This is a genomic window from Ensifer sp. WSM1721 (genome assembly GCF_000513895.2).
GTDB lineage: Bacteria > Pseudomonadota > Alphaproteobacteria > Rhizobiales > Rhizobiaceae > Sinorhizobium.
The window spans coordinates 320,591-345,034 of record NZ_CP165782.1 but is presented as its reverse complement, the minus strand read 5'-3'; the positions used below and the strand labels follow the sequence as shown (position 1 = coordinate 345,034).

24 protein-coding genes are annotated in these 24,444 nt (G+C 61.8%); 5 read left to right on the top strand and 19 right to left on the bottom strand.

Going from position 1 to position 24,444, the window contains the following annotated elements; genetic code table 11:
* The first annotated feature begins 73 nt into the window (after nucleotides 1–73).
* The 3 genes from zwf (at nucleotide 74) to edd (ending at nucleotide 4,308) form a co-directional block, all read left to right on the top strand.
* Nucleotides 74–1,549: a glucose-6-phosphate dehydrogenase gene (gene zwf / locus M728_RS01590; protein ID WP_026618287.1), complete on the top strand. Its 1,476-nt coding sequence runs from the start codon at nucleotides 74–76 to the stop codon at nucleotides 1,547–1,549.
* A 9-nt stretch (nucleotides 1,550–1,558) separates the two neighbouring features.
* Nucleotides 1,559–2,257 (top strand): 6-phosphogluconolactonase, encoded by a 699-nt coding sequence (gene pgl, locus M728_RS01585; protein ID WP_026618286.1) that lies wholly within the window; start codon nucleotides 1,559–1,561, stop codon nucleotides 2,255–2,257.
* Nucleotides 2,258–2,487: 230 nt separating this feature from the next.
* Nucleotides 2,488–4,308, top strand: coding sequence for a phosphogluconate dehydratase (gene edd, locus M728_RS01580; RefSeq protein ID WP_026618285.1), 1,821 nt, complete (start codon nucleotides 2,488–2,490; stop codon nucleotides 4,306–4,308).
* A gap of 50 nt (nucleotides 4,309–4,358) precedes the next feature.
* On the opposite strand, the gene M728_RS01575 is transcribed toward edd, so the two are convergent.
* The 6 genes from M728_RS01575 to M728_RS01550 all read right to left on the bottom strand — a co-directional run bounded on the left by M728_RS01575 (nucleotide 4,359) and on the right by M728_RS01550 (nucleotide 11,428).
* Nucleotides 4,359–4,769: a hypothetical protein gene (locus M728_RS01575; protein WP_026618284.1), complete on the bottom strand. Its 411-nt coding sequence runs from the start codon at nucleotides 4,767–4,769 to the stop codon at nucleotides 4,359–4,361.
* Between the two features lie 194 nt (nucleotides 4,770–4,963).
* Nucleotides 4,964–6,052 (bottom strand): ABC transporter ATP-binding protein, encoded by a 1,089-nt coding sequence (locus tag M728_RS01570; protein ID WP_026613184.1) that lies wholly within the window; start codon nucleotides 6,050–6,052, stop codon nucleotides 4,964–4,966.
* Nucleotides 6,053–6,071: 19 nt separating this feature from the next.
* Nucleotides 6,072–7,727 (bottom strand): alpha-glucosidase, encoded by a 1,656-nt coding sequence (locus M728_RS01565; RefSeq protein ID WP_026618283.1) that lies wholly within the window; start codon nucleotides 7,725–7,727, stop codon nucleotides 6,072–6,074.
* 29 nt (nucleotides 7,728–7,756) lie between these two features.
* Nucleotides 7,757–8,902 (bottom strand): carbohydrate ABC transporter permease, encoded by a 1,146-nt coding sequence (locus tag M728_RS01560; RefSeq protein WP_026613186.1) that lies wholly within the window; start codon nucleotides 8,900–8,902, stop codon nucleotides 7,757–7,759.
* A 1-nt stretch (nucleotide 8,903) separates the two neighbouring features.
* Entirely contained in the window at nucleotides 8,904–9,914 is a 1,011-nt protein-coding gene (locus M728_RS01555) for a carbohydrate ABC transporter permease (protein WP_026618282.1), read from the bottom strand.
* A 155-nt stretch (nucleotides 9,915–10,069) separates the two neighbouring features.
* Entirely contained in the window at nucleotides 10,070–11,428 is a 1,359-nt protein-coding gene (locus M728_RS01550; protein ID WP_026618281.1) for an ABC transporter substrate-binding protein, read from the bottom strand.
* Nucleotides 11,429–11,733: 305 nt separating this feature from the next.
* On the opposite strand from M728_RS01550, the gene M728_RS01545 reads away from it, so the two are divergent.
* A complete protein-coding gene (locus M728_RS01545) occupies nucleotides 11,734–12,765 on the top strand; it encodes a substrate-binding domain-containing protein (protein ID WP_026618280.1) in 1,032 nt (343 codons plus the stop codon).
* 33 nt (nucleotides 12,766–12,798) lie between these two features.
* Here the strand turns inward: M728_RS01545 and folD are convergent, their stop codons facing one another.
* Nucleotides 12,799–13,698 carry a bifunctional methylenetetrahydrofolate dehydrogenase/methenyltetrahydrofolate cyclohydrolase FolD gene (gene folD / locus M728_RS01540; protein ID WP_026618279.1) on the bottom strand — a complete coding sequence of 300 codons (900 nt, stop codon included), beginning with the start codon at nucleotides 13,696–13,698 and terminating at the stop codon, nucleotides 12,799–12,801.
* Nucleotides 13,699–14,066: 368 nt separating this feature from the next.
* On the opposite strand from folD, the gene M728_RS01535 reads away from it, so the two are divergent.
* Nucleotides 14,067–15,038 carry a glycosyltransferase gene (locus tag M728_RS01535; RefSeq protein WP_026618278.1) on the top strand — a complete coding sequence of 324 codons (972 nt, stop codon included), beginning with the start codon at nucleotides 14,067–14,069 and terminating at the stop codon, nucleotides 15,036–15,038.
* 267 nt (nucleotides 15,039–15,305) lie between these two features.
* Here the strand turns inward: M728_RS01535 and M728_RS01530 are convergent, their stop codons facing one another.
* The 12 genes from M728_RS01530 to flgK form a co-directional block, all read right to left on the bottom strand.
* A complete protein-coding gene (locus M728_RS01530) occupies nucleotides 15,306–15,875 on the bottom strand; it encodes a hypothetical protein (RefSeq protein WP_026618277.1) in 570 nt (189 codons plus the stop codon).
* Nucleotides 15,875–16,243 (bottom strand): hypothetical protein, encoded by a 369-nt coding sequence (locus M728_RS01525; protein ID WP_026613193.1) that lies wholly within the window; start codon nucleotides 16,241–16,243, stop codon nucleotides 15,875–15,877. Before M728_RS01525 ends, M728_RS01530 begins: the two co-directional genes overlap by 1 nt.
* A 137-nt stretch (nucleotides 16,244–16,380) precedes the next feature.
* Nucleotides 16,381–16,932: a rod-binding protein gene (locus M728_RS01520; protein WP_026618276.1), complete on the bottom strand. Its 552-nt coding sequence runs from the start codon at nucleotides 16,930–16,932 to the stop codon at nucleotides 16,381–16,383.
* A 90-nt stretch (nucleotides 16,933–17,022) separates the two neighbouring features.
* Nucleotides 17,023–17,436 (bottom strand): hypothetical protein, encoded by a 414-nt coding sequence (locus M728_RS01515; RefSeq protein WP_026618275.1) that lies wholly within the window; start codon nucleotides 17,434–17,436, stop codon nucleotides 17,023–17,025.
* Between the two features lie 5 nt (nucleotides 17,437–17,441).
* A complete protein-coding gene (gene fliR / locus M728_RS01510) occupies nucleotides 17,442–18,194 on the bottom strand; it encodes a flagellar biosynthetic protein FliR (protein ID WP_026618274.1) in 753 nt (250 codons plus the stop codon).
* Nucleotides 18,191–20,278 carry a flagellar biosynthesis protein FlhA gene (flhA, locus tag M728_RS01505; protein ID WP_026618273.1) on the bottom strand — a complete coding sequence of 696 codons (2,088 nt, stop codon included), beginning with the start codon at nucleotides 20,276–20,278 and terminating at the stop codon, nucleotides 18,191–18,193. The genes fliR and flhA overlap by 4 nt, the downstream gene beginning before the upstream one ends.
* A 155-nt stretch (nucleotides 20,279–20,433) precedes the next feature.
* Nucleotides 20,434–20,700: a flagellar biosynthesis protein FliQ gene (gene fliQ / locus M728_RS01500; RefSeq protein ID WP_026613198.1), complete on the bottom strand. Its 267-nt coding sequence runs from the start codon at nucleotides 20,698–20,700 to the stop codon at nucleotides 20,434–20,436.
* A gap of 6 nt (nucleotides 20,701–20,706) precedes the next feature.
* Entirely contained in the window at nucleotides 20,707–21,123 is a 417-nt protein-coding gene (flgD, locus tag M728_RS01495; RefSeq protein WP_026618272.1) for a flagellar hook assembly protein FlgD, read from the bottom strand.
* Nucleotides 21,114–21,563, bottom strand: a complete 450-nt coding sequence (gene flbT / locus M728_RS01490) for a flagellar biosynthesis repressor FlbT (RefSeq protein WP_026618271.1) — start codon at nucleotides 21,561–21,563, stop codon at nucleotides 21,114–21,116. Before flbT ends, flgD begins: the two co-directional genes overlap by 10 nt.
* Complete coding sequence (gene flaF / locus M728_RS01485) at nucleotides 21,560–21,907, bottom strand: flagellar biosynthesis regulator FlaF (protein ID WP_026618270.1); 348 nt, start codon at nucleotides 21,905–21,907, stop codon at nucleotides 21,560–21,562. The genes flbT and flaF overlap by 4 nt, the downstream gene beginning before the upstream one ends.
* Nucleotides 21,908–21,944: 37 nt before the next feature.
* Nucleotides 21,945–22,994, bottom strand: coding sequence for a flagellar hook-associated family protein (locus M728_RS01480; RefSeq protein ID WP_026618269.1), 1,050 nt, complete (start codon nucleotides 22,992–22,994; stop codon nucleotides 21,945–21,947).
* A 2-nt stretch (nucleotides 22,995–22,996) separates the two neighbouring features.
* Nucleotides 22,997–24,427 (bottom strand): flagellar hook-associated protein FlgK, encoded by a 1,431-nt coding sequence (gene flgK / locus M728_RS01475; protein WP_026618268.1) that lies wholly within the window; start codon nucleotides 24,425–24,427, stop codon nucleotides 22,997–22,999.
* Nucleotides 24,428–24,444 lie beyond the last annotated feature (17 nt).

The following is a 24,444-nucleotide window of genomic DNA, read 5'->3' as shown; positions in this document are numbered from 1 at the left end:
TTGCGTCGCACCCTAGCGTTTTTAAATCGATTAGATTATACCAGCCCAGACCTCAACGAGATCGAGACATCCCATGAGCAGCCAGATCATTCCCGTCGAACCGTTTGACTACGTTGTGTTCGGGGGCACCGGCGATCTTGCGGAGCGCAAGCTTCTGCCCGCACTTTACCACCGGCAGATGGAAGGCCAGTTCTCGGAGCCGACACGCATCATCGGTGCATCGCGCGCGACCCTCAGCCATGACGATTACCGCAAGTTCGCGACCGATGCGCTGAAGGAACACCTGAAGCCCGGGGAGTTCAATGAGGCGGAAGTGGAGAAGTTCACTGCCCGGCTCTACTACGTCTCGGTCGACGCCAAGTCGGAGCAAGGCTGGGACGATCTGAAGAAAATCCTGGAAGAAGGCAAGGATCGCATCCGCGCCTTCTATCTCGCTGTCGGACCGGCGATCTTCGGCGACATTTCGGAAAAGATCCGCGACCACAAGCTGATCACCAAGAACACCCGTATCGTCGTCGAGAAGCCGATCGGGCGAGATCTCGCCTCGGCGACGGAACTCAACGACACGATCGGCAAGGTGTTCCGCGAAGAACAGATCTTCCGCATCGACCACTATCTCGGCAAAGAGACGGTGCAGAACCTGATGGCGCTGCGCTTCGCCAATGCGCTCTATGAGCCGCTCTGGAATTCCGCCCATATCGATCACGTGCAGATCACCGTTTCGGAAGCCGTCGGGCTCGAGAACCGCGCCGGTTATTACGACAAGGCGGGCGCGCTGCGCGACATGGTGCAGAACCACATCCTCCAGCTCGTCTGCTTCGTCGCCATGGAGGCGCCGACCTCGATGGATGCGGAAGCGGTGCGAGACGAGAAGCTCAAGGTGCTGCGGGCGCTGAAGCCTATAACCGCAGCCAATGTCGAGCAGGTGACCGTCCGCGGCCAGTACCGCGCCGGCGCATCCGCAGGTGGCCCGGTCAAGGGTTACCTCGAGGAACTCGAGGGTGGCGTTTCCAACACGGAAACCTTCGTCGCGCTCAAAGCGGAAATCAGCAACTGGCGTTGGTCCGGCGTGCCCTTTTATCTGCGGACCGGCAAGCGCATGGCGGGCCGCATGTCGGAGATCGTCATCACCTTCAAGCAGATTCCGCACTCGATCTTCGACCGGAGTGCCGGCCGCATTTCGGCCAACCAGCTGATGATCCGGTTGCAGCCGAACGAGGGCGTCAAGCAGTCGCTGATGATCAAGGACCCCGGACCGGGCGGCATGCGCCTCAGGAACGTGCCCCTGGACATGAGCTTCGCCGAAGCCTTTGGCGTACGCAATGCCGACGCCTATGAACGGCTGCTGCTCGACGTCATCCGCAACAACCAGACGCTGTTCGTGCGCCGCGACGAAGTTGAGGCCGCCTGGCAGTGGATCGACCCGATGCTCAAGGCCTGGGAAACGACCGGGCAGCAGGTGCAGGGCTACACGGCCGGCACCTGGGGTCCGAGCCAGTCGATCGCGCTGATCGAGCGCGATGGCCGCACCTGGAACGATACGATCTAGGACCGGCCCATGAGCGCAACCCTGCACACATTCGAAAACGGTGCCGCCCTGGCGGAGGGCCTGGCGGACGCGGTCAGCGCAAGGCTCGCCGCCGCGATCGCCGCTCGCGGCGCGGCGAGCCTCGCCGTATCGGGGGGCTCCACCCCGAAGGCCTTCTTTCAGTCGCTCTCACAACGCGAGCTCGATTGGGCGAAGGTGACCGTCACCCTCGTCGACGAACGTTTCGTACCGCCGGAAAGCGAGCGCTCCAACCATGGACTCGTCGCGGCTAATCTCCTGCAGAACAAGGCGGCGGCTGCCGGTTTCGTGCCGCTCTACCATGCCGCGGAGACGGCTGAGGCGGCGGCGCTGATTGCGAGCGAGGCGACGGCAGACTTCAGCGCACCCTTCGATGTCGTTGTGCTCGGGATGGGAACGGACGGGCACACCGCCTCGTTCTTTCCCGGAGGGACACGCCTCGAGGAGGCGCTCGATCCCGCGACGCCGCACGGCGTGATCACCATGGAAGCGGACGGTGCGGGCGAAACCCGCCTCACCTTTACCTTCTCGAGCCTGCAGGATGCCGGGTACCTGGTGCTGCATATCGAAGGTGACGGTAAAAGGGACGTGCTTGCCCGCGCGGAAGCTTCCGGGGAAGAGCTGGAGATGCCGATCCGCGCCATGCTGCGGCGCGCAGCCTCGCCGCTGCAGATATACTGGGCGCCCTGAGGCGCCCGCGACGGGTGCGACCGTTTCGCGGCAGGTCGCCGGAAGCGGAGCGCGCTCCCTAGCAGAGGAGTGATCCGCGCGAAGGCGCGGCGCTCGGTAGCACAATGGCTTAATTCGAGTTCGAATTAGGCGTAAATTGTGCAGCAATTCAAAGCGTTACAGCGTCACCTGCACGCCATGCCGCTGTAACCCAATGACAGGAGTCCGGAGACTCCGGAAGAGGATGTGCCATGTCCGCCGATTCCCGCATTGCCGCCGTTACCGCCAGGATCGTCGAGCGCTCGAAGCCCTACCGCGAACGCTATCTCGATCGCATCCGCAGCGCCGCCGCGGACGGACCGCACCGGACCGTGCTCGGCTGCGGCAATCTCGCCCATGGATTTGCGGCCTGTTCCCCCGCCGAGAAGGAAGCGCTCGCCGGCGACCGCATCCCCAACCTTGGCATCATCACCTCCTATAACGACATGCTCTCGGCGCATCAGCCCTACGAGACCTACCCCGCGCTGATCCGCGAAGCCGCACACGAGGCCGGCGGTGTGGCCCAGGTCGCCGGCGGCGTGCCGGCCATGTGCGACGGCGTGACCCAGGGGCAGCCCGGCATGGAGCTGTCGTTGTTCTCGCGCGATATCATCGCCATGGCGGCCGGCATCGGGCTCTCGCACAACATGTTCGATGCGGCGGTCTATCTCGGCATCTGCGACAAGATCGTTCCCGGCCTCGCTATCGCGGCGCTGACGTTCGGTCACCTGCCCGCGGTCTTCATCCCCGCCGGGCCGATGACCACGGGCCTGCCGAACGACGAGAAGGCCAAGGTCCGGCAGCTCTTCGCCGAAGGCAAGGTCGGCCGTGACGAATTGCTCGAGGCAGAATCCAAATCCTATCACGGCCCCGGCACCTGCACCTTCTACGGTACCGCCAACTCCAACCAGATGCTGATGGAAATCATGGGCTTCCACCTGCCCGGCGCTTCCTTCATCAATCCCGGCACGCCGCTCCGCGACGCGCTGACCAAGGAGGCCGCGAAACGGGCACTAGCGATCAGCGCGCTCGGCAACGAATTCACGCCCGCCGGCGAGATGATCGACGAGCGCTCGATCGTCAACGGCGTCGTCGGCCTGCATGCGACCGGCGGCTCGACCAATCACACCATGCATCTCGTCGCCATGGCGCGGGCGGCCGGCATCGTGCTCACGTGGCAGGACATCTCGGAGCTCTCCGACATTGTGCCGCTGCTCGCGCGCGTCTACCCCAACGGGCTTGCGGACGTGAACCACTTCCACGCCGCCGGCGGCATGGGCTTCCTGATCAGCCAGCTCTTGAAGAAAGGCCTGCTGCACGACGATGTTCGCACCGTCTTCGGCCAGGGGCTGGAGGCCTATGCGATCGACGTGAAGCTCGGCGAGAACGGCAGCGTCAAGCGCGAGCCGGCGCCCGAGGCCAGCGGTGATCCAAAGGTGCTCACGACGATCGATCAGCCGTTCCAGCATACGGGCGGCCTCAAGATGCTGACCGGCAATCTCGGCAAGGCGGTCATCAAGATTTCGGCCGTCAAGCCTGAACGCCATGTCATCGAGGCCCCGGCCAAGATCTTCAACGATCAGGCCGAGCTCAACGCCGCCTTCAAGGCGGGCAAGCTCGAGGGCGATTTCGTCGCAGTCGTACGCTTCCAGGGCCCGAAGGCCAACGGCATGCCGGAACTGCACAAACTGACGACGGTTCTCGGCATTCTGCAGGACCGCGGACAGAAAGTGGCGATCGTCACCGACGGCCGCATGTCCGGCGCTTCCGGCAAGGTGCCCGCGGCAATCCACGTCACGCCGGAAGCAAAGGACGGCGGCCCCATCGCCCGCATTCAGGAGGGCGACATCATCCGCATCGACGCAGTCAAGGGCACGATCGAGGTGCTCGTCGAAGACATCGCTCTGAAGACGCGCGTACCGGCGCATATCGATCTGTCAGACAACGATTTCGGCATGGGTCGCGAACTCTTCGCTCCGTTCCGCCAGATCGCCGGCCCGGCCGACAGCGGCGCGAGCGTGCTGTTCCACTGAACGGAGGGCGAGGTCCCCGTCGGAAGCCGCTTCAACCACACCCCGTCGGATCAGCGGTAGATGTCGAGCGTGCGGTTGCGGTGGTTCGGATGGGTGCTGTAGACGAAGATGCGATTCAAGTCGCGGTCGCTCAGGAGCCGCAGGAATCGCGCCTCGATAATGTTGTTGGCGAGGACGCGCTTGAGGAGGCAGCCGATCAAGGGAATTCGGGCGCTCGGGATATCGAGATAGAAGGTTTGCGGCAAGTGAAACTTCGTCAGGATGCCGATCACGGCGCTGCTCTTCGAGAGCTTGATGATCTCGCAGCGGCGCGACGCCAGGTGCTGGATCCCCTTCTCGGTGAATTCGATCCGTGCGTCGTTCCGGGTGTCCTCCATCGGGAAATTCGTTTCCCGATCGTACATGAAGGACTCTTCCTTGTTGAGAAAATGCCGGAACATCACGGGGGCTGCACTGCGCATGAATTCACCTTTCGCATTTCATTCTGCGATCACGCTAACCCATGATATTTAACAGAGAGTTTGGTTGGACGCAGGGGTGAACAGGCATCCACGCGAAGCCCTCATCCGCCTGCCGGCCTTCTCCCCGCAAGCGGCGAGAAGGCTGGTCCTCGGGTTAAACCCGGGGGGAGGGACAAGTCGCTGTTGTCGCAGGCCTAAGCCCGATAGCTGCGCCCTTCGGCATCGAAAAGGTGAAGCTTCGCCTTGTCGGCGGTGAAGCGCACCTTGTCGCCGCGGCCGACCCGCGGGATTCCCGGCATCTTTGCAATGATCGGTTCGCCCTCCACGAGCCCCTCTATATAGAGCAGCGTCACCTCACCGAGCGCTTCGACGATCGAAACCGTTCCCTCGAACAGGAAATCCTCGGACTCGGTGACCTCAAGGTCTTCCGGCCGAACCCCGAAGCTTGCCTTCCTGCCGTTCTCGGAAGCCTCGGTCGGAATGTCGAGCGTCACGGACTTTCCACGCACGAGCGTCACGGTCGTCTGCGCGCCGGCGGCCGTGATCGTTGCGGGAATGACGTTCATCGCCGGAGAGCCGATGAAGCGGGCGACGAAGAGGTTTGCCGGTCGCTCATAGAGTTCCAGCGGGGCACCGACCTGCTCGATATGGCCGGCGGAAAGAACTACGATCCGGTCGGCGAGCGTCATCGCCTCCACCTGGTCGTGGGTGACATAGATCATCGTCGTATCGGACATCCGCTCGCTGAGCTTGGCGATCTCGATGCGGGTTGCGACGCGCAGCGCCGCGTCGAGATTAGAGAGAGGCTCGTCGAAGAGGAAGACCTTGGGATTACGGCAGATCGCCCGCCCGATCGCCACGCGCTGGCGCTGACCACCCGAGAGCGCCTTCGGCAGACGATCCAGATACTGGGTGAGTTGGAGCATTTCCGCCGCCGCACGGACGCGACGGTCGATCTCCTCCTTTGACTCCCTCGCGATCCGCATGCCGAAGGCCATGTTGTCATAGACCGTCATGTGCGGATAAAGCGCGTAGGACTGGAACACCATGGCAATGCCGCGCTTCGACGGCGGCACGTCGTTGACCCGCTCGCCGTCGATGAACATGTCACCGCCGGTGATTTCCTCCAGCCCCGCGATCATCCGCAGCAAGGTCGACTTGCCACAGCCGGATGGGCCGACGAAGACGACGAATTCGCCCTGCTTGATATCGAGATTGATACCGTGAATGACATCGACCGCCCCGTAGGACTTGCGGATATCTTTTAACAGCAGGCCCGTCATTACACCCTCCCCTCACTTCTCAGACCAGGCGCGCGAAAAACGCGCCCCAGGCCGGTAGATTGATCTCGTTGTCCATAATCTCAAAGACGAAGCCGTGGCCTTCGAGCACGTGCAGCCGTTCGCGCGGCAATTCCTTCGTCACCGGTTCGCCGCTCATGTTAAAGAGGCAGAAAAGCTTCTGGTTGCCAAAGCTGCGCAGGAAGCCAAGCGCGGATCCCTTGGTCTCGACGAATTCGATCTCGCCTTTGGCAAAAGCCGGATACGCCTTCCTGAACTGCAGGAAGCGGCGGTAGTGCTGCAGGACCGACTTTGGATCGCCCTCCTGCACGGCGACGGCCTGCGACAGGTGGCTCTCCGAAATCGGCAGCCAGGGCTTCGCGTCGCTGAACCCGCCATCCGGCAGGCTCTCCCATACCATCGGCGTGCGGCAGCCGTCCCGCCCCTTGAAGTCGGGCCAGAACTGAATGCCGTAAGGGTCGCGAAGATCCTCGTAGGCGAGTTCCGCTTCGGTGAGCGCCAGTTCCTCGCCCTGATAGATGCAGACCGAGCCACGCAAGGACATCAAGAGACTTGCGAGCAGCTTGGCATGCGCTTCGTGATCGGCGATACGGTGACCCCAGCGGCTGACGTGGCGGACGACGTCGTGGTTTGAAAAAGCCCAGCAGGCCCAGCCCTCCGGCGCTGCCTTCTGAAAGTCCAACAGCACCTCGGCGACGCCATGGGGCGTCAGCGGATCCGGCGCCAGGAATTCGAAGGCGTAGCACATATGCACCTTGTCGCCGCCGGACGTGTATTCGCCGGCAATCTCAAGACCGCGCTGGCTGTCGCCGACCTCACCGACCGCGGCGATCGCCGGGAATTCGTCCATTACCGCCCGGAAGCGCTTCAGGAATTCCAGATTCTCGGGCCGGTTCTTGTCGTAGATGTGTTCTTGGTAGTTATACGGGTTGACCGCCGGCGCCGTCGAGGCATTGCGCCGCTCCGGCGCAAGCGCCGGATTGTCGCGCAACTGCTTGTCATGGAAGTAGAAATTGATGGTGTCGAGGCGGAAGCCATCGACGCCGCGCTCGAGCCAGAAGCGCTCGACGGCAAGGAGCGCATCCTGAACCTCAGGATTGTGCAGATTCAGGTCCGGCTGCGAGGTCAGGAAATTGTGCAGGTAATATTGCAGCCGCGTCGGGTCCCAGGCCCAGGCGGAGCCGCCGAAGATCGACAGCCAATTGTTGGGCGGCGTGCCGTCGGGCTTCGAATCCGCCCAGACATACCAGTCCGCCTTGGCGTTGCTGCGGCTCGAGCGGCTTTCGACGAACCAGGGATGCTGGTCCGACGTGTGCGACAGGACGAGGTCGATCATCACGCGGAGGCCGAGCCGGTGCGCCTCAGCGATCAGCGCGTCGAAATCCTCAAGCGTGCCGAAGATCGGATCGACATCCTTGTAGTTCGAGACGTCGTAACCGAAGTCCCTCATCGGCGAGGTGAAAAAGGGCGAGATCCAGATTGCGTCTGCGCCGAGCGCCGCGACATGCGGCAGGCGGGCGGTAATGCCTTTCAAGTCGCCGATGCCGTCGCCATTCGTGTCCTGGAAGGAACGCGGATAGATCTGGTAGATCACCGCTCCGCGCCACCAATCCTTGTCAGGCCGCAGAAGGGAGCTCGTCGTTTCTGTCGTGTTCATATGTTGTGGTGGTCCTTGTCGTGAATGGATCAGCCGCCCTTGACCGATCCCGCCAGCAGGCCGCGAACGAGATAGCGCTGCAGGGCGAAGAAGACGATCAACGGAACGATGATGGTGATGAAGGCGGAGGCGGTAAGGATTTCCCAATTGCCGCCGCGGGAGCCGAGAAGGTTGACGAGGCGGCCGGTCAGCACCAGTTCGTCATCCCCCGCGCCGAGGAAGACCAGAGCGACGAGCAGGTCGTTCCAGGTCCACAGGAACTGAAAGATCGCGAAGGAGGCGAGCGCCGGGAAAGACAGAGGCAGGACGATCTTGACGAAGATCTCGAAATCGCTGGCACCATCCACCCGCGCGGATTCCATGATCTCGCGCGGCAGCCCGGCCATGTAGTTGCGCAGGAGGTAGATCGCCAGCGGCAGTCCGAAGCCGGTATGGGCAAGCCAGATGCCCATATAGGTCTTGGCCGGGACGCCGAAGAACGCGCCAACACCGTTGTAGAGCTGCAGCAGCGGAATGAGGGACATCTGCAGAGGTACTACGAGCAGGCCGACGACGACGGCGAGCAGCAGTGCGCGCCCCGGAAAGGGCATCCAGGCAAGCGCATAGGCCGCGAAGGCGGCGATCAGGATAGGGATAACCGTGGACGGGACGGCAACGGTCAGCGAATTGAGGAAGGACCTGCCGATGCCTGCCGCGCTCAGCACCTCGGCGTAGTTGTCGAGCGTGAAGCGCGGCGGCGTCGAGGCCGTGAAGAAGATTCGCTGGCCGCGCGATCCCTCCATCCGCTGATCCGAGACGATTTCGAAGCTGCCGTCAGCCTGTACCGTCAGCCTTTCGCCGTCATTGAGCTCGGCCGTCTCGCCGGGTTTGAATTTGGCGGGCTCGCGGCTGGAAAAGCCGAAGGCGGAAATCTGGCCACCCTGGCCTTCGAGCACGTTGCCGGAAATGACGAACTTGCCGTCGCGCTCGACCTGACTTTCGGGCGACGGTGCGCGTGCGACGGCGTTGCGTGAGGAGGTGGCAAGCGCTGTCCACCAGCCGGAGACGGCGAGCTGGTCCTTGTCGCGCAAGGACGAAATCAAAAGGCCTGCCGTCGGCATGGTCCAGAGCAGGACCAGAAGCAGGACGGACAGATGAACCGCCCACATGAGCGGCGAACGGGTGGACGGATTCATTTCAGCGGCCCCCCGCTTCCTTGGCAGCATTGCGGATGTTCCAGATCATGATCGGGATGACGAGGACCATGATGACCACGGCGATCGATGCGCCGCGACCGAAATCGCCGCCACCGCGGAACATCCAGTCGAACATCAGATTGGCGAGCACCTGGCTCTGCCACTGACCGTTCGTCATCGCCAGCACGATATCGAAGACCTTGAGAACGAGGATGGTGATGGTGGTCCAGACGACCGCGATCGTGCCCCAGATCTGCGGCACCATGATCTTGAAGAAGATCTGCCAGCCGTTGGCGCCGTCGATCACCGCCGCCTCGATCGTCTCCTCGGGGATGCCGCGCAGCGCCGCCGAAAGGATGACCATGGCAAAGCCCGTCTGGATCCAGATGAGGATGGCCATCAGGAAGAAGTTGTTCCAGAAGGGCAGCGTGATCCAGGCCTGCGGCCCACCGCCGAAGGCGACGACGATCGCGTTCAGCAGGCCGATCTGCTCCGTGCCTGCGGCGCGATAGTCGTAAATGAATTTCCATATGACGGCCGCGCCGACGAAGGAGATCGCCATCGGCATGAAGATCAGGGTCTTGGCGATATTGCCCCACCAGATCCGGTCAGTCAGCGCTGCGATGATGAGGCCGAAGAAGGTGGAGAGCGCCGGAACCACCAGGAGCCAGAGGAAATTGTTGAAAATCGACTGCCGGAACTCGCCGTCATTGACCATCCATTGATAGTTGCTGATCCCGACGAAGTTCTGGCCACCCCTGTCGTGCAGGCTCAGCCAGACCGATTGGACGACGGGGTAGACGAGATAGAGCGTCAGCGCCAGCAGGGCCGGCGCAAGAAACAGCCAAGGGCGAATGCTATTCGCGATGCGCAGGTTGCGGGACGCGACGGCACCGAACTTCCCTTTGGATGGGAAGATCCAGTCGAGAATCAGATTCGTGCCCCAGAAATAGGCTGCGCAGACCAGAACACCGGCCACCATCGTGAGAATGGCAGCAATCAATTGCTCCATGACACATTCCTCCCCTCTCACGCCTTCGGAGACGCCTCATCGGGCGCGTCGCGTGACGGCTGCTACCGTTTTTGGTTGGGACCGCCCGCTTGTCCGAAGGCCGTCCGAAATGAGGAACAGGCGGACGATGGCCCCATCGTCCGCCTCAACTGGCTTTACTTGATCGCGTCCCACGCTTTCTGCACGCCAGCCGCCACATCGGCGGAGGACTTGCCGCCCACGAAATCGACCATGCCGGTCCAGAAGGCGCCCGCACCGATCTTGCCGGGCATCAGGTCGGAGCCGTCGAAACGGAAGGTCGTCGCGCTGAGCAGGATCTCGCCCTGCTTCTTGAGCGGCGGGTTGCCGTAGACGTCGACATTGACGCTCTTGTAGGGCGTCAGGAAGCTGGTCTGCGCCATCCAGACCTCGTGCGCGATCGGGGTCTTCAGAAACTCGATGAAAGCGCGCGCAGCCGGCGTATCCTTGGTGATCATCGCGAGCGTGCCTGCGCCGAGCACCGGATTGCCGAGCTCCTTCTTGCTCTCGTAAGGCGGCATGTAGAAGAAGTCGGCATCTTCCCCGACGACCGTTCCCTCTGGGAAGAAGGACGGAATGAACGAGGCCTGGTGATGCAGGTAGCACTTCGGCGGAGAGGCGAAGAGGCCCTTGGGACTGTCGCGGAAATCGGTCGAGGCGACAGCCGCCGCGCCGCCATCGACGAACTTGTCGTTGCGCGCGAACCAACCGAACTCATCGAGCGCCGCGGTGATGGCCGGATCGGTGAACGGGATCTCATTCTTGACCCACTTGTCGTAGACGTCGGCGGGCTGCGTGCGCAGCATCAGGTCCTCGACCCAGTCGGTCGCGGGCCAGCCCGTTGCACCACCGGAGCCGAGCCCAATGCACCAGGGCTTCTCGCCGTCCTCGGCGATTTGCTCCGTCAGCGCCTTCAATTCCTCCATGGTCTTCGGGACTTCGTAGCCGGCATCCTCGAAGTTTTCCGGCACGTACCAGACGAGCGACTTCACATCAATCTTGTAGGGGAAGGCGTAGAGCGCCGGCTGGCCGTCCTTGCCGTTGTAGGTGGAAAGGTCCACCCAGGACTGACCGGCGGCATAGTTATCGAGGAGCCATTGCTTGGTTTCGTCGCCGAGCGGCGTCAGAAGACCCTTGGCGGCGAGATCGGCGATCAGACCCGGCTGCGGTAGGATCGCCACATCCGGCGGGCTGCCTGCCTGCGTGTCGATGACGATCTGCTGCTCGTAGTTCTCTGAGGACGAGTACTTGACCTCCACCCCCGTCGCCTCGGCGAAATAGGCATAAACGCTTTTGAACAGGGTTTCGTCCTCGCCACGCCAAGGCCCGAAGACCGTGAGCGTCTGGCCCTTCAGATCATGGCCCTTCTTGAACTCCTCGAAGCTCGCCCAGTTGAACTTGGAATCTTCGCCCGGCTTGAACTTCAGGTCGGCAGCGCCGGCGCTGCCCGCAAGCAATGCGAGCGCAGCCGCGCCCCACAGCAATGATCTCTTCACGTCTAGTCCTCCCCAAAAGAAAACCCGGGACGTAAGCGCCGCGGGTGGATCGTCAGGCACGAATTCAAAGGCAAATTCAAAGCGCTTTGAGTTCGCTAACACTCCCTTGCCGCGGGGGAAGAGTCAAGAGCTTTCCTCTGACGCCTTCAGGCGCCGCATTTTTTGCTCTGAGGTAGCATTTTTGCGGCGCCAAACGCGGGTTTTCGCTTTTTCCAGGCAAGCACGAGTGATAGAGGACGTAAAGGCGCTTGCTGAAACGGGAAAATGAAAAAGATACCCAAAGCGCTTTGGGAGGAATAATGAGCATGGCGGTCAATCTCAAGCAGCTCGCGCAGCAGCTCGGCCTGTCGCAGACGACCGTCAGCCGGGCGCTCAACGGCTACCCGGAAGTCAATGCCGAAACACGGAAGCGCGTTTTGCAGGCGGTACGCGAGACGGGCTATCGGCCCAACCGCGCTGCGCAGCGGCTCGCGACCGGCAAGGCCTATTCCATAGGTCTCGTCATGCCGATCGCTTCCGGCATCGATTCCGATATCCATTTCGGCGAATTCCTGGCTGGGCTCGCTGAGGAGGCAGTGAAGCACGACTTCCACTTCGTGCTGAACCCGAGTGCGCCTGACGACGAGGAGGCGACGTTCCGGCGGCTGGCGGCAAGCGGCAATGTCGATGCGGTCTTTATTGCCTACATGCGCGCGAACGATCCCCGCATCGCCATATTGAAGTCGCTCTCGATTCCCTTCGTCGTGCACGGCCGCTCGATCGGCGGCCCGCGGGATTATCCGTTTCTCGATATCGACAATAAGGGCGCGTTCTATGATGCGACGAAGCTTCTCATCCAGCTCGGCCATCATCGGATCGCTCTCATCAACGGACCGGACTATCTGAGCTTCTCCATCCGCCGGAAAAAGGGCGTGGTACGCGCTCTCGAGGAAAAGGGCCTGCGACTGGACGAGGCGCTGGTCCATCATTCGGCTATGACGGACGAATACGGTTATCGCAGCATGAGGCGTTTCCTCGGGCGGCCGGATCCGCCGACCGCCGTTCTTTGCTCGAGTACGGTGCTGGCGCTCGGGGCCGTGCGCGCGATCAACCAGGCAGGTCTCGCAATCGGCAGCGACATCTCCGTCATCGCTCATGACGACGTTCTGCCGATGCTGAAACCAGAAAACTTCAGCGTCCCGCTGACGACGACGCGCTCTTCGCTCAGGGCCGCAGGCGCACGCATCGCCAAGCGGCTGATCGGCGGCATCCTCAACCGCGGAGACTATCCCGAGCAGGAGCTTTGGCGCGCCGAGCTGATCGTGCGGGCCTCGACAGGGCCGGTGCCCGGCCGATAAGTGAGATCAAGAGACGCCTGCGCTCTGGCGTTCTCAGAACTTCGGCGGGTTGCGGCCGGCCTTGCGGCAGGCGGCGATGATCGTGTTCGCCATCAGCATGGCGATCGTCATCGGTCCGACGCCCCCCGGCACAGGCGTAATCACGCTTGCGACCTTGGCGCATTCCTCGAAAGCGACGTCGCCAACGAGCTTCGTCTTGCCTTCGCCGCGCTCCGGCGCCGGAACGCGATTGATGCCGACATCGATGACCATGGCACCGGGCTTGACCCAATCGGCCTTGACCATCTCCGGACGGCCGACCGCGGCGACAAGGATGTCGGCGTTGCGGCAGACGCCGGCAAGGTCCTTGGTGCGAGAATGCGCCGTCGTGACCGTCGCGTTCGCCGCGAGAAGCAACGCCGACATCGGCTTGCCGAAGAGGTTTGAGCGACCAATGACGACGGCATTGAGGCCGGAAAGATCCTCTCCGTAGTTACGGCGCACGAAGACCATGGCGCCCGCCGGCGTGCAGGAGACGAGGCCGCCTTCGAGATCGCCGGTCGCGACCTTGCCGGCATTGACGACGTGCAGCCCGTCGACATCTTTCTCCGGCTGGATCGACTGGATGATCGGTTCGGACCGGAGATGTTTCGGCAGAGGCAGTTGCACGAGAATGCCGTGGATGGACGGGTCGGCATTGAGCTCCGCGACCAGTGCGGCCAGTTCCTCCTGCGAGGTCTCTTCGGGCAGCGTATGCTGGACCGACAGGAAGCCGCAATCCTTCGCCATCTTGCTCTTCGCCGACACATAGGCATGGCTTGCCGGATCGTCGCCGACGATGACCACCGCGAGTCCCGCCCGCACGCCCGTTTCGCTTTCCAGCGCCCTGGTGGCGGATTTCACGATTTCGATGACCGAAGCGGCAACGTTCTTGCCATCAATCACAGTCGTCACGGCATGTCTCCCGGCTGGTCCTGAATGCGGCACACTTTAAATTACGCGGCCTCAAGCGATTGCCTGCATGCGCCCTATGCTGTTCCAAACGCATAAATGCAAGAGCCTAAAGACGTCGCCGCGGCTTCCGGCCGGCCGCCAACCCCATTTCCTTGCATTGATGAAAGACCCGTCCCGTCACGCAAGATTCGCTGAGGCACCGCTGCGCCGGCGCGAGCAGCGTTGAGTGGTATCCCCGAGCCATCAATTCGGCTTTTGCAATGTGCTGACGCGCGGCGTAAACTTCTCATCTGAAAGCCGTTTTCGGCTCATCTCTTCAGGAAGATTTTGTTGCAGTGATTGCCTAACTCTGTACGCGGATTTTGACGATGAAGTCGAACGGCGAGGATGTTTCCATCCATTTCCAGACCAGGCTGGAAGACGCAGCGGATATCGAACTCGTCATCGTCGTGCCGACGTTCCGCCGACCGGACCACCTCCTTAAGACGCTGAAAACCATCGTCTCGCAGCGGCCCGACATACCTTTGGCGACCATCGTCGTCGAAAACGACGCGGACGGTCTGGCAGGGGCGCGAGCGGCGAAGGATTTCCTCGTCCGGCACGCGTTGGATTCCACCATTATCGTCGTTCGCCGCCGCGGGCTCGCCCATGCATGCAACGCCGGTTGGGCGGCCGCCCTCAATCTCTATCCCAATCTCGCCGTGCTCGCCGCCATCTATGATGACGAGGTCGCTGCTCCCGAATGGCTGGATTGTCTTGTCGCGGTCCGGGACGCCCATGGAGCGGACATCGTCGGTGGTCCGCAGTTGCCCGTCTTCCAGCACCCGCGGGATCAGAAATGGAAGCGGCATCCCGTTTTCAGGCCCCCTTATGACGAGACCGGGCCGGTACCCATTCTCTATTCCGCAGGCAACGTCCTGATCACACGACGGGTGCTCGACGGGATGGCTCAGCCGTTTCTCAATCCGACGCTCAACATCGTCGGTGTCGGCGACGCGGACTTCTTCGATCGGTGCAGGGCGAAAGGGTTCTCCTTTGCCTGGGCGGCGGAGGCCTGGGTGGCGGAAACAGTCCCGGTCTATCACACGACCACGTCGTGGGTCCGCGCCCGCTGCCTCGAAAAAGGTGCGATCTCGACAATTCTGGAGCATCAGCGCGATGCAACGCTCGCCGGTCGTTTGCGGACGCTCGGTAAATCCCTCGGTCTGCTCGTCATGGCTCTGCCGGTCGGCCTCAGACTGTGGGCGGAGACCGGTCTTGCCGCCGCGAGCCTCTATCCCCTGTATGTTGCGATCGGCCGCCTGACGGCCAAGGTCGGCTCAAACCACGCGCAGGATTAGAGCCCTTCAGGGTTAAATGGAAGCAGTTCTGCCGGAGCAGGTTTTCGTCAGGGCAGAGGCGATCGGCGAAGGGCGTACCCGGATGTACGGCCGAGACGATCGCCTCTGAGCCTGGCGGAAAGATGCCCGGCCCTGCGGGTTGGCTGAAACGGGCCCCGATCGGCCGGCCGGCTTGGACGTATGCTTTGGCTACGCCGCGCGCCGGCCGGTCGACCATCCGACTCCGTTTGAGCCAACAGAACTGTTTCCATTTAACCCTGAAGGGCTCTAATGCGCGCTGCCGGTCGCCGACACGGCGCCTTCGGGTATCTTGTCGGCCGCAACCTTTCCATTTTTGTCGACGACCGGGACCGGCTTCTGGTACGGCCTGTTCTGGCTGTTCGCCACACGTTCGACGTCGTCCTTGGTCAGATATTCGAGCTGCTCGACCAGGACCTCGGTGATGACTTCGCTCCCGAGCTTCTTGTTGAGACCGTCCTTGACCGCACCTTTGAAGCCCGGCAGGTCGAAGGTCTCGGAGTCGGCGATATCGATGTACTGCGAGCCGACAAGCATGTCGTACAGTTCGTCGGTGACGAGCTGCCTAAGCGGCGCATGCAGCTTCGCAATGCCTTCTCTCGTCGCCGAGAAGGAGAGCTTTGCAAGGAAATAACCCTGCACGGCCCCGTCCTTGATGGCGGGAACCGTTATGATTTCCCCCGGCACGTATTCCTCCGATGCGCGACGGTCGGCCTCGGCGTCGGAAATCGCAGGCGCCGACGCGTGCTGCATCGAAAAATACACGGATCCGAGCGTGACGGCGCAGACCCAGACACCGGTGAGAACGAGCTTCAGCATCAGAAATCGCTATAGCGGAATTGCGCTTCGGTATAGATGCCGTCCGCATCCGCATCCTGGGCCGCCGTCTTCAGGATATCGACGACGGAACGTACGGCCTCCAGATGCGCGGCAACCTTCTGGGCATTGATCTGCAGCTTGTTGCGGAGATGACGCGTCTGCGAGACGAAGGCGGGCGAGATTTCGCCGGGCGCGGCATCGCGATGGAGCATCGTCAACTCGTAAAGGCAACGGCTCTTGTGAGCGTTCGACGTCTTGATGTCGAAATCGGGGTCCACGCCGATGCGGCTGTTCTCGTTGTCGATGATCATCTCCAACCGGCCGAGAACATTCTGTATCCGCAGGTCATTGGATGCCACAGCTTCCATAAATCAACTCCCCATATGCATTGTCGCAGGACGCCGGCGGGACGATGCCCGCGCACTCTCTTGTCCCGCGCGATTTAAGTCGTTCAGACGCGGGATGGAAAACCGCGTACGCTTGCCCGCTCTAGAGCGGGATGCGCTTAGGCCTGCTTCTTCTTTTCGTCACTGCTCAAAAAGGTCGAGAACGCCTTGCGCTCGTATTCCTGAACCATGCTCGCGGCGAGGTTCAGGCTGTTGCCGTCGACCGAGGCGTTGACGCGGTCGCTGGCATCGTCGCCGACCATCTGCTCGGCAATGCCGATGCCGCCGCCTTTAGCGAGAACGTCGCCGATCTGCTCGGCCATCATGCTCTTCCAGATGTCGCCGGAAGTGCCTTTGCCGAAGACGTTCTCGCTTTCGCTCGGCAGCATGGATTTGACGAAGTTCTGCAAGACCATCGCCTCGAACTTGCGGTAAGTCTCCGGAATCTTCTTCTGCTCGACGTGGTTGTTGATGTCGCCGAGCCCGCTCGATCCGTCGGAGGGATTAAGCACCGAAACGGCAGCAGCAAAGCCATTGCCGTTCTCTGCAAGGCTTGTCGCCTGGAAGGCCGCGCGATTGGCCTTGAGCCGCGCCTGGGCCTCCTGCACTTCCGCCGGATCCGCTGCGCGGACGACATCCATCACGAGATCGCTGGGCGGGGAAATAGCCATGTCAAATCCTCTCAAAACCGGAAGCCGGCGTCTTCGCGACGCCATCCATGTCCCGAACCGGAAGGCCAGGTGCGCCATCCGGATGACGCACTATCGCCCGTCAACCTTACGGGAAGCTGGCGCATCGACCGAGACGTGCTGGTCGATGAGGTCGAGGATCGAATTGTCGATCGCCTCTCGCTCCTCCGACAGGCGTGCATCCTTCATGCTCTCCTCGAGCCGGTCGCCCTTGGCGCGTTCCTTCAGCATGCGGGATTCGTGCACCTGCTGGATGCCGAGCAACATCTGATCCTTCTGCACGAGGCGGCCGAGCTGGGAGGCGTAGTGGCCCGAAAACATGCGATGCATCGGATGGGCCGATCCCATCGCGTCGACGACGACCTCGATCGTCTCGGCAAGCGCGGCGCGTTGGCGGGTGGTCTCGACGAGTTCGCTTTCGGCCATTCGCTCCAGGTGCCGTTGAACGGCGACCAGGCGTTTCAGCTTCTCCGAGCGCGCCTTCATTATCTCTAGCCGCCCTGCATGACCGGCGCGAAGCCATCGGCGAAGAGGCGCAGCATCGCCGCGATGCCGAGATAGAGGAGAAACATACCGCCCATGATGAGGTAGGGTTGGGAGATGAAGTAGATCGGGATCTGCGGCGCCAGCTTGTTGACCATGCCGATCGCGACGTTGAACAGGAGGCCGTAGATCAGGAAGGGGCTCGCGAGCCTCAGCATGATCATGAAGGTCTGCTCGAGCGAATCGGTGAGCGTGATCAGCATGCCGTGCGCATCGAAGCCGACGCCGATCGGCATGACGCGGTAGGATTGGGCGATCGCTTCAAAGATGACGTGGTGGAAATCCAGCATGAAGAGAATGAGCAGGCCGGTAAAGCTGATCATGCTGGTGAGCTGGTTTTCCGCCGTATCTTCAAGCACGTCCGCGGTCGGCGGTGGGCTGAAGCCGATCAGCATGGTCATCGCCGTGCCGGCGAACTGCAGCCCGAGCACGTAATAGCGCGCGACGAGCCCGATGACCGCGCCAACGACGGTCTCGGTGGCGATGAGGTAAATGTAGGTGTGGTCCTTCCCCGTCACCTGCGGATAGATATCCGTCCACATGATGGGCAGGATAGCCATCGAGAGGGCCACGGCGATGAAGAGCCTCACCTGCATCGGAACGCGCGCCGCCGAAAAGCCCGGCATGATCATGACACAGCCGCCTATCCGGCAGAAGGCTGCGAACAGCGCCAGCACCGTGCCCTCGGGGTCGTTGATCATGAAATCGAGCCGATGATCTTGATCTCAAGCCCCTTGGCAAGCTCGACATGGGAGAGCACCGGCAATGTGGCGAAGAGGCGTTCGATGATCATGCGCACATATGAGCGGGATTCGGGCGAACTTACCAGCACGAAGGGCATGCCGCGATCGAGATGTTCACGGATAACCTTCGTCGCCTGTTCGCTGAATTCTTCGAGATGACGCGGATCGATATCGAACTCGACGATCTCGCCCTTGGCGTCGCGCTTCAGCGCCTGATGGAAGACCATGTCCCACTTGTTGCCGAGCCGAAGCACGCGCAGGACGCCGTTGTCGGCGAGATCGCCGCAAAGCTGTTGCGACATGCGCACGCGCACATGCTCGACGATCTGCTCGGTCTTGCGCACATGCGGCGCCAGTTCGGCTACCGCTTCAAGGATCAGGTGCAGGTTGCGGATCGACACGCGTTCGGCAAGCAACAGCTTCAGCACCGCCTGCAGGCCGGAATAGGACATGTGCGAGGTACAGATCTCGTCCGCGAGCTTGCGGTATTCCGGGTCGAGCCGCTCGATCAGCACCTTCACGTCCTTGTAGGAGAGAAGCTGCGGCAGGTTGTTGCGGATCACCTCGCTCAGATGCGTCAGAACCACCGAGACGTTGTCGATCGGGTGGAAACCCTCGCGCTTCAGGTCTTCGGTGAAGGTCTCGAGGATCGACACCGCCGGCATGCCGAAAGCCGGCTCGCGGATGTCGTCGCCCGGTACGCTCGGCCGGCGGCCGCCGCCGGTCACCACCAGCACCTCGCCGACGCGAACCGTATTGGACGCGATCGTCGTTCCGTGGATGCGCACATGGTAGGCCTTGTCGGGAATGGTGATGTCGTCGGAAACCTTGATTTCCGGTACCACGAGGCCGTATTGCAGGGCGAACTTCCGGCGCATCTTGCCGACCCGGAAGGCGAGTTCCTGGTGTGCGCCGAGAAGCCGCGTCGAGACCTGCTTGCCGAGTAGCAGTTCGATCTCCGCCGTCTTCAAGACCGACTTGACGGAGTCCTTGTCGCTCTCCTTGATCTGCTGCGCCTGCGCCGCCTCCTCGTCCCGCTTCTCGGCATTCGCGGCCTCGATCTGCCTCGGAATAACCCAGCCGAGGAAGGCCATGCCGCCGCCAAGCGCGGCGAAGGGGAGGAAGGGCAGCCCCGGCATGACGGAGAGCAGGATGACAAGGCCGGCGGCCACCATCAGCGCCCGCGGGTAGCCGCTGAGCTGACCGACAACCGCCTGATCGGTGGAGCCGGCGGTGCCGCCGCGCGAGACCAGGAGGCCCGCGGCAAGCGAGACGATGAGCGCCGGAATCTGGGAGACCAGGCCGTCGCCCACGGAAAGCTTGACGAAGACGTCGGCCGCCTCGCCGATCGGCATGTCGTGCCGCAGATAGCCGATGATGATGCCGCCGAAGATATTGATGGCCGTGATGATCAGGCCGGCGATCGCATCGCCGCGGACGAATTTCGACGCGCCGTCCATCGCGCCGTAGAAGGAGCTTTCCTCCTCAAGCTCGCGGCGACGGCGCTGGGCCTCCTTCTCATCAATCAGCCCGGCCGAAAGATCGGCGTCGATCGACATCTGCTTGCCGGGGATTGCATCGAGGGTGAAGCGGGCGCCGACTTCGGCGATACGGGTGGCGCCCTTGGTGATGACGATGAAATTCACCGTGATCAGGATCAGGAAGACGATGAGACCGATGACGAAGTCGCCAGACATGACGAGGCTTGCGAAACCGGAGATGACGCCGCCGGCAGCACCATGACCCTCATGCCCGTGGGAGAGGATGACGCGCGTCGTGGCGATGTTCAGCGCCAGGCGGGTCATGGTCGAGATCAGGAGGATCGTCGGAAACGACGAGAATTCGAGCGGCCGCTGGATCCAGAGCGCGACCATGAGGATCAGGACCGAAAAGGAGATCGAGAACGCAAGTCCGAGGTCGATCAGGAAAGGAGGAATGGGTAGGAACAGGATCGACAGGATCATTACGATCCCGAGCGCAAAGCCGATGTCCCGGCTCTTGGGTGCGAGTTTCGGGATGGTCAGCGTCGCCTGTTGTGCCATGTCTCTTCCGTCTCTTCATGAGAGGCGGGCAGCGATCGCGAAGCTGCCCAACGTATGACGGAAGACCTAAAGGTCCAAGCTTGCGCGAAGGTGGCATCAAAGCGGAGATGAGGAATAGTGCCGCCCGCACCGGCTAACTCATGGAAGCGAGAGAATCAGAACCCGGATTGGATCCGGGAGAAGACGATGTCGGTGAAGATTGATATCTGCGCGCCGACGAAGGGCGCCGAAATGGCTGCCGTGATCATCACGGCGAGAATCTTCGGGACGAAGGTCAGCGTCATTTCCTGAACCTGCGTCAGGGCCTGAATGAAGGCGATGACGACGCCGACCACCATTGCGGCCAGAACGGCAGGCCCCGAGGCCACGATCACGGTCCAGATCGCGGCCTGTACGATGTCGAGGGCATCTGCCTCATTCATGGGAGCTCACTTCACTTTGACACCCGGACCGATGACGAGCTCCTTGCCCGTATCCAGCACGGCGATGATTCCATCGGAGTATAGTTTCACCTCCTTGACGACACCAGTCGTCTTGCCGTCGGCGCTGGTGACGGTTTTGCCGATCACCGCGTCCGCTTCGCTGAGAGAGGTGCGCTGCAGCAGGCTTTCGAGGTTCTTGTTTGTCTTGATCGTCTGCTCCACTTGCGAGAAGGTCGCAAGCTGCGCGATCTGCTCTGACGCGTCCATCGGCTCGGTCGGATCCTGATTCTTCATCTGCGCCACGAGCAGCTTCAGGAAATTCTCGTAGTTGAGCGTCGCCGCGCTCGCATCGCTCGTCGATTCCGTGGCGGAAACGGTCGGTGTGTAGCTGGTCGAAGTCGTGCTGACGCCGCTTACCGCCATGGTGCGATCTCCTTGCGAATCTGTTCCACCGTAGACGGTGCCAATTCCTGCGCGTTGAGGATGCGATCCTCGATCGGGTAGAGCGCGCGGATCGCCTTCAGCGCCTCGAAGGCGCGCCCTTGTGTGACGAGGCCGTCGATGCGCTTCAATTCCGCCAGCACCTCTTCGTTCTTGAAGCAAGCGAGCAGCATGACGATCGACTTGCGGAACATCGCGGTCGATTGCTCCGCGCCTTCCGGATTGATGAGGATCATCTGGGCGATGAAATAGAGTTGTCTCAGCGGCGTCGTCGCATCTTCGGGCTGGAGGACGTGGTTTTCCAAAAGGAAGGTGACATCGTTCAGGAATTCGATCGCAACCTTACGGTCAACGCGAAGCACCGCGCCGTTTACAAAGATTCTTTCGCCCGATTTCAGCGAGATACGCAAAGTGCTCTTCATTTCAGTCCATCCCTGATGATGGTGGTAATGTCTATGATGCCGTGGAAGTTGGAAGACTCGCGTTTGCGAATCTTCTCCGTCTCGTTCAGGATCCAGATCCCGATCGAGATGAGATTGGCGCGCAGTTCGTCGTTGAGCTGGTTGTCCGGCGCGCGCAGATCTTCGATGAACCGAATCCAGAGACGTCGGGTGAAATAGACCGCCTCGATCGCCTCGCGCGAATAGCCGTTCTTTTCCTTCGCCGCCTGCAGAAGCGCGATGGAACGATCGAGGACCTGCCGCTCTCGATCTTTGGAAACGACTACGCCTTCCTCCATGATCTCGGCGTAAGCAAACTGATACATTCAGACATCCCTCATGCTTGTCCTCATCCTCTAGTCATTAGAGGAAGTCTATCAAACTCAACTGCTGGATACGCGCCGTCAGCGTGTAGGACGTCTCCACCTGCGTAAGCAGCGTGTTCATCCGGGTCGAAGCCGCATAGGTGTCGACGCCTTCGAGATCCGTGATATGCGTGTTGATCAGCTTGATCTGGGCCTGGAGCGAGGTGTTCGCCTTTTTCACCCGCGCCTCGGAAATGCCGAGGGTGCTGCGCTCTGCGGTGAGCTCGGTATTGGCCTGCTCGATATAGCCAAGCGCCGCCTCGCCGATATAGGCGCGGACTTGGGAGCTCACGTTCTCATCCATCAGTTCGGACGCGATCACGCTGGCAAGGGCAAACTTCCGAAAGCCGTCGGTCGTCGCATTCGTCGAGCTTTGCACGACCTCGGTCGTGCTGATGCGGCTGGTCATGTTCTGGCTCGAAGCCTTAGACCAATCCGCCGCCCATTGCGCGTCGCTGGCATAGAGCGGCTCGAGCGTGTTGGTGATGAAATCCTCCATCTGCGTCACGGTGAAGTCGCTCATGGAAGCGATGCCGTTTGCCGTCATGAAGGTGGCCAGCTCATTGTCGAAGGTCGTTTTCGCCGCAGAACCGGCAGCATAGTCCTCGAAAGGCCTTACGTCGGTATTGATGCCGGCGAAGAGGAACTCTCCGTTGAAGGACAGGTTCGCCGCCGAAGAGAAGGCCGACATGGCACTTTCTATTTGCGTCTTCTGGGTGGCGAGCTGATCCGCGGCATCGTTACCCTTGAAAGTGACGAGCGCGTTGCGCACCTCCTGGGCCGCGTCGGCCATCATTGAAAGGGCCTGTTGCGAGGCCGAGAGCCTCTGGGTGACGACCGAGTTCGTGTCGACCAGCGTCTCCAGCCGAGCGAGCTCCCGCCGCAGGCTGACCGAGCGGGAGGTCGAGGAACCGAGCTCCACACCGACATCCGCCAGCCGGCCGGTCGTGACCTCCGTCTGGAGCTTGAGCAGCTCAGCCTGACCCTGCTGAATGGTCAGGCGCATCGCATTCTGCACGGCCAGGTTAGAAACGAAGGATGTCTTCATGATTACCTCACGGCTTCCAGAAGCGACGCCATCATGGCGTCGACGGTGCTGATCAATTTGGCCGAAGCCTTGTAGGATTGCTCCAGATCGAGGAGCAGCGACAGCTCCTCGTCGATGCTCACCCCTGTCACATTGCCGAGCGCCTCTTGCGTCCGGGCGAGGAGCGCCGTCTTGTTGTCGTCGGCGGTCGAAGCGCCGCTGCGGATCTGCTCGAACCAGCCGATCGAGGAGGCGCCGAATTCCATGATCGAGCTCGTGCCGTCCAGCCCGGTCGTGGCGTCGAACGCCATGTCGGCGTCCATCGCCGTGATGAAGCCGTCGAGCAAATCGGTGAAGCCGGCGTCCGGAGTTGCTGCGCCGCCCGGATTCGAAACGACGCCGTTGAACCCGCCGTCGCGAAGCAGGAACGGATTGGCCTTTGCCGCAGGATTGACTGAAAGCGTAGAGGCGATTCCGGGCACGACCGTGCCGGCGGCGGGAACGGTACCGCCCGACCAGGTGAAGAGACCGGGCAGACCGCCCTCCTCGAACAACGTGACCAGCCCGCGTGCCATTTCGTCGAGTTGCGACTGAAACGTCGGAGCGATGTCGTCGCGAAGCTGCAGGAGGCTCGCGAGCTTGCCCTGTGCCGTCGTATCGGCGCCGGTCCCCGCCGCGATCGGTACGCCGTCGACCAGAATGGCATTGCCGGTGATGGTGGCGTCATAGGCCGCCGTGGGCGTGAAGGTGACCTGCCTCGGCATGGTCTCGAACAGGACCGTGCCGTCGGACGTATAGATCACCGTGTCGTTGTTCGCTCGCGTCACGGTCGAGATGCCGACCAGCTCCGATATCTGCTTCAGAATCTTGTCGCGGTCGTCGAGTGCCGCGGTCGCGTCCGTGCCTGCGGCAGTCGCCGTTTTCACCGCATTGTTCGTCGTCTCGAACTGCGCGAGCAACGCGTTCAGGTTGGCGACCTCCTCGGCAATCTGCTTGTCGGTATCGAGGCGCAGGTCCTGAATGGCGGCCGCGGTCTTGTTGATCGAGTTCGCAAGATCCCAAGCGTCCGACACTACCGTCGCGGCGATCGTCGAATTGCCGGGCGTCGAGGCGAAGGTCTGCAGACTGTCGTGGAACGCTGAGAGGTAGGTTGACGGCGACGATTCGTAATCGTTGCCGCCGAGCGCGGATTTCAGGATCTCCAAGCCGGAAAGCAGGCTGCTCTGCGCGGAGGATTGCGAGATGCTCACCAGATTCTGCTTGAGCAACGCCTCGTTCTGTGCCCGGTAGATCGAAACGATCTGGGCGCCCCCCGACGTGGTCCCGAGCATGGCCATGCGGCGGGAGTAGTCGGCATTGCCGGCATTCGCAACGTTCTTCGACACGGTGGCGGTTTGTAGCGCCGTGGTGCTGAATGCGGATTGCGCAATTGCGATTGCAGAAGACAGCGACATGCCGGGACCGTTTCTTC

What these genes read in the sequence shown, in the direction of transcription:
- flhA (WP_026618273.1), bottom strand. Translation starts at nt 20,278, where the DNA reads ATGGCACAACAGGCGACGCTGACCATCCCGAAACTCGCACCCAAGAGC.
- M728_RS01535 (WP_026618278.1), top strand. Translation starts at nt 14,067, where the DNA reads ATGAAGTCGAACGGCGAGGATGTTTCCATCCATTTCCAGACCAGGCTG.
- M728_RS01570 (WP_026613184.1), bottom strand. Translation starts at nt 6,052, where the DNA reads ATGACGGGCCTGCTGTTAAAAGATATCCGCAAGTCCTACGGGGCGGTC.
- M728_RS01525 (WP_026613193.1), bottom strand. Translation starts at nt 16,243, where the DNA reads ATGGAAGCTGTGGCATCCAATGACCTGCGGATACAGAATGTTCTCGGC.
- M728_RS01575 (WP_026618284.1), bottom strand. Translation starts at nt 4,769, where the DNA reads ATGCGCAGTGCAGCCCCCGTGATGTTCCGGCATTTTCTCAACAAGGAA.
- M728_RS01545 (WP_026618280.1), top strand. Translation starts at nt 11,734, where the DNA reads ATGGCGGTCAATCTCAAGCAGCTCGCGCAGCAGCTCGGCCTGTCGCAG.
- flgK (WP_026618268.1), bottom strand. Translation starts at nt 24,427, where the DNA reads ATGTCGCTGTCTTCTGCAATCGCAATTGCGCAATCCGCATTCAGCACC.
- flaF (WP_026618270.1), bottom strand. Translation starts at nt 21,907, where the DNA reads ATGTATCAGTTTGCTTACGCCGAGATCATGGAGGAAGGCGTAGTCGTT.
- M728_RS01520 (WP_026618276.1), bottom strand. Translation starts at nt 16,932, where the DNA reads ATGGCTATTTCCCCGCCCAGCGATCTCGTGATGGATGTCGTCCGCGCA.
- fliQ (WP_026613198.1), bottom strand. Translation starts at nt 20,700, where the DNA reads ATGAATGAGGCAGATGCCCTCGACATCGTACAGGCCGCGATCTGGACC.
- M728_RS01565 (WP_026618283.1), bottom strand. Translation starts at nt 7,727, where the DNA reads ATGAACACGACAGAAACGACGAGCTCCCTTCTGCGGCCTGACAAGGAT.
- zwf (WP_026618287.1), top strand. Translation starts at nt 74, where the DNA reads ATGAGCAGCCAGATCATTCCCGTCGAACCGTTTGACTACGTTGTGTTC.
- M728_RS01480 (WP_026618269.1), bottom strand. Translation starts at nt 22,994, where the DNA reads ATGAAGACATCCTTCGTTTCTAACCTGGCCGTGCAGAATGCGATGCGC.
- M728_RS01515 (WP_026618275.1), bottom strand. Translation starts at nt 17,436, where the DNA reads ATGAAGGCGCGCTCGGAGAAGCTGAAACGCCTGGTCGCCGTTCAACGG.
- fliR (WP_026618274.1), bottom strand. Translation starts at nt 18,194, where the DNA reads ATGATCAACGACCCCGAGGGCACGGTGCTGGCGCTGTTCGCAGCCTTC.
- M728_RS01555 (WP_026618282.1), bottom strand. Translation starts at nt 9,914, where the DNA reads ATGGAGCAATTGATTGCTGCCATTCTCACGATGGTGGCCGGTGTTCTG.
- edd (WP_026618285.1), top strand. Translation starts at nt 2,488, where the DNA reads ATGTCCGCCGATTCCCGCATTGCCGCCGTTACCGCCAGGATCGTCGAG.
- M728_RS01560 (WP_026613186.1), bottom strand. Translation starts at nt 8,902, where the DNA reads ATGAATCCGTCCACCCGTTCGCCGCTCATGTGGGCGGTTCATCTGTCC.
- flgD (WP_026618272.1), bottom strand. Translation starts at nt 21,123, where the DNA reads ATGGCGGTAAGCGGCGTCAGCACGACTTCGACCAGCTACACACCGACC.
- pgl (WP_026618286.1), top strand. Translation starts at nt 1,559, where the DNA reads ATGAGCGCAACCCTGCACACATTCGAAAACGGTGCCGCCCTGGCGGAG.
- flbT (WP_026618271.1), bottom strand. Translation starts at nt 21,563, where the DNA reads ATGAAGAGCACTTTGCGTATCTCGCTGAAATCGGGCGAAAGAATCTTT.
- M728_RS01530 (WP_026618277.1), bottom strand. Translation starts at nt 15,875, where the DNA reads ATGCTGAAGCTCGTTCTCACCGGTGTCTGGGTCTGCGCCGTCACGCTC.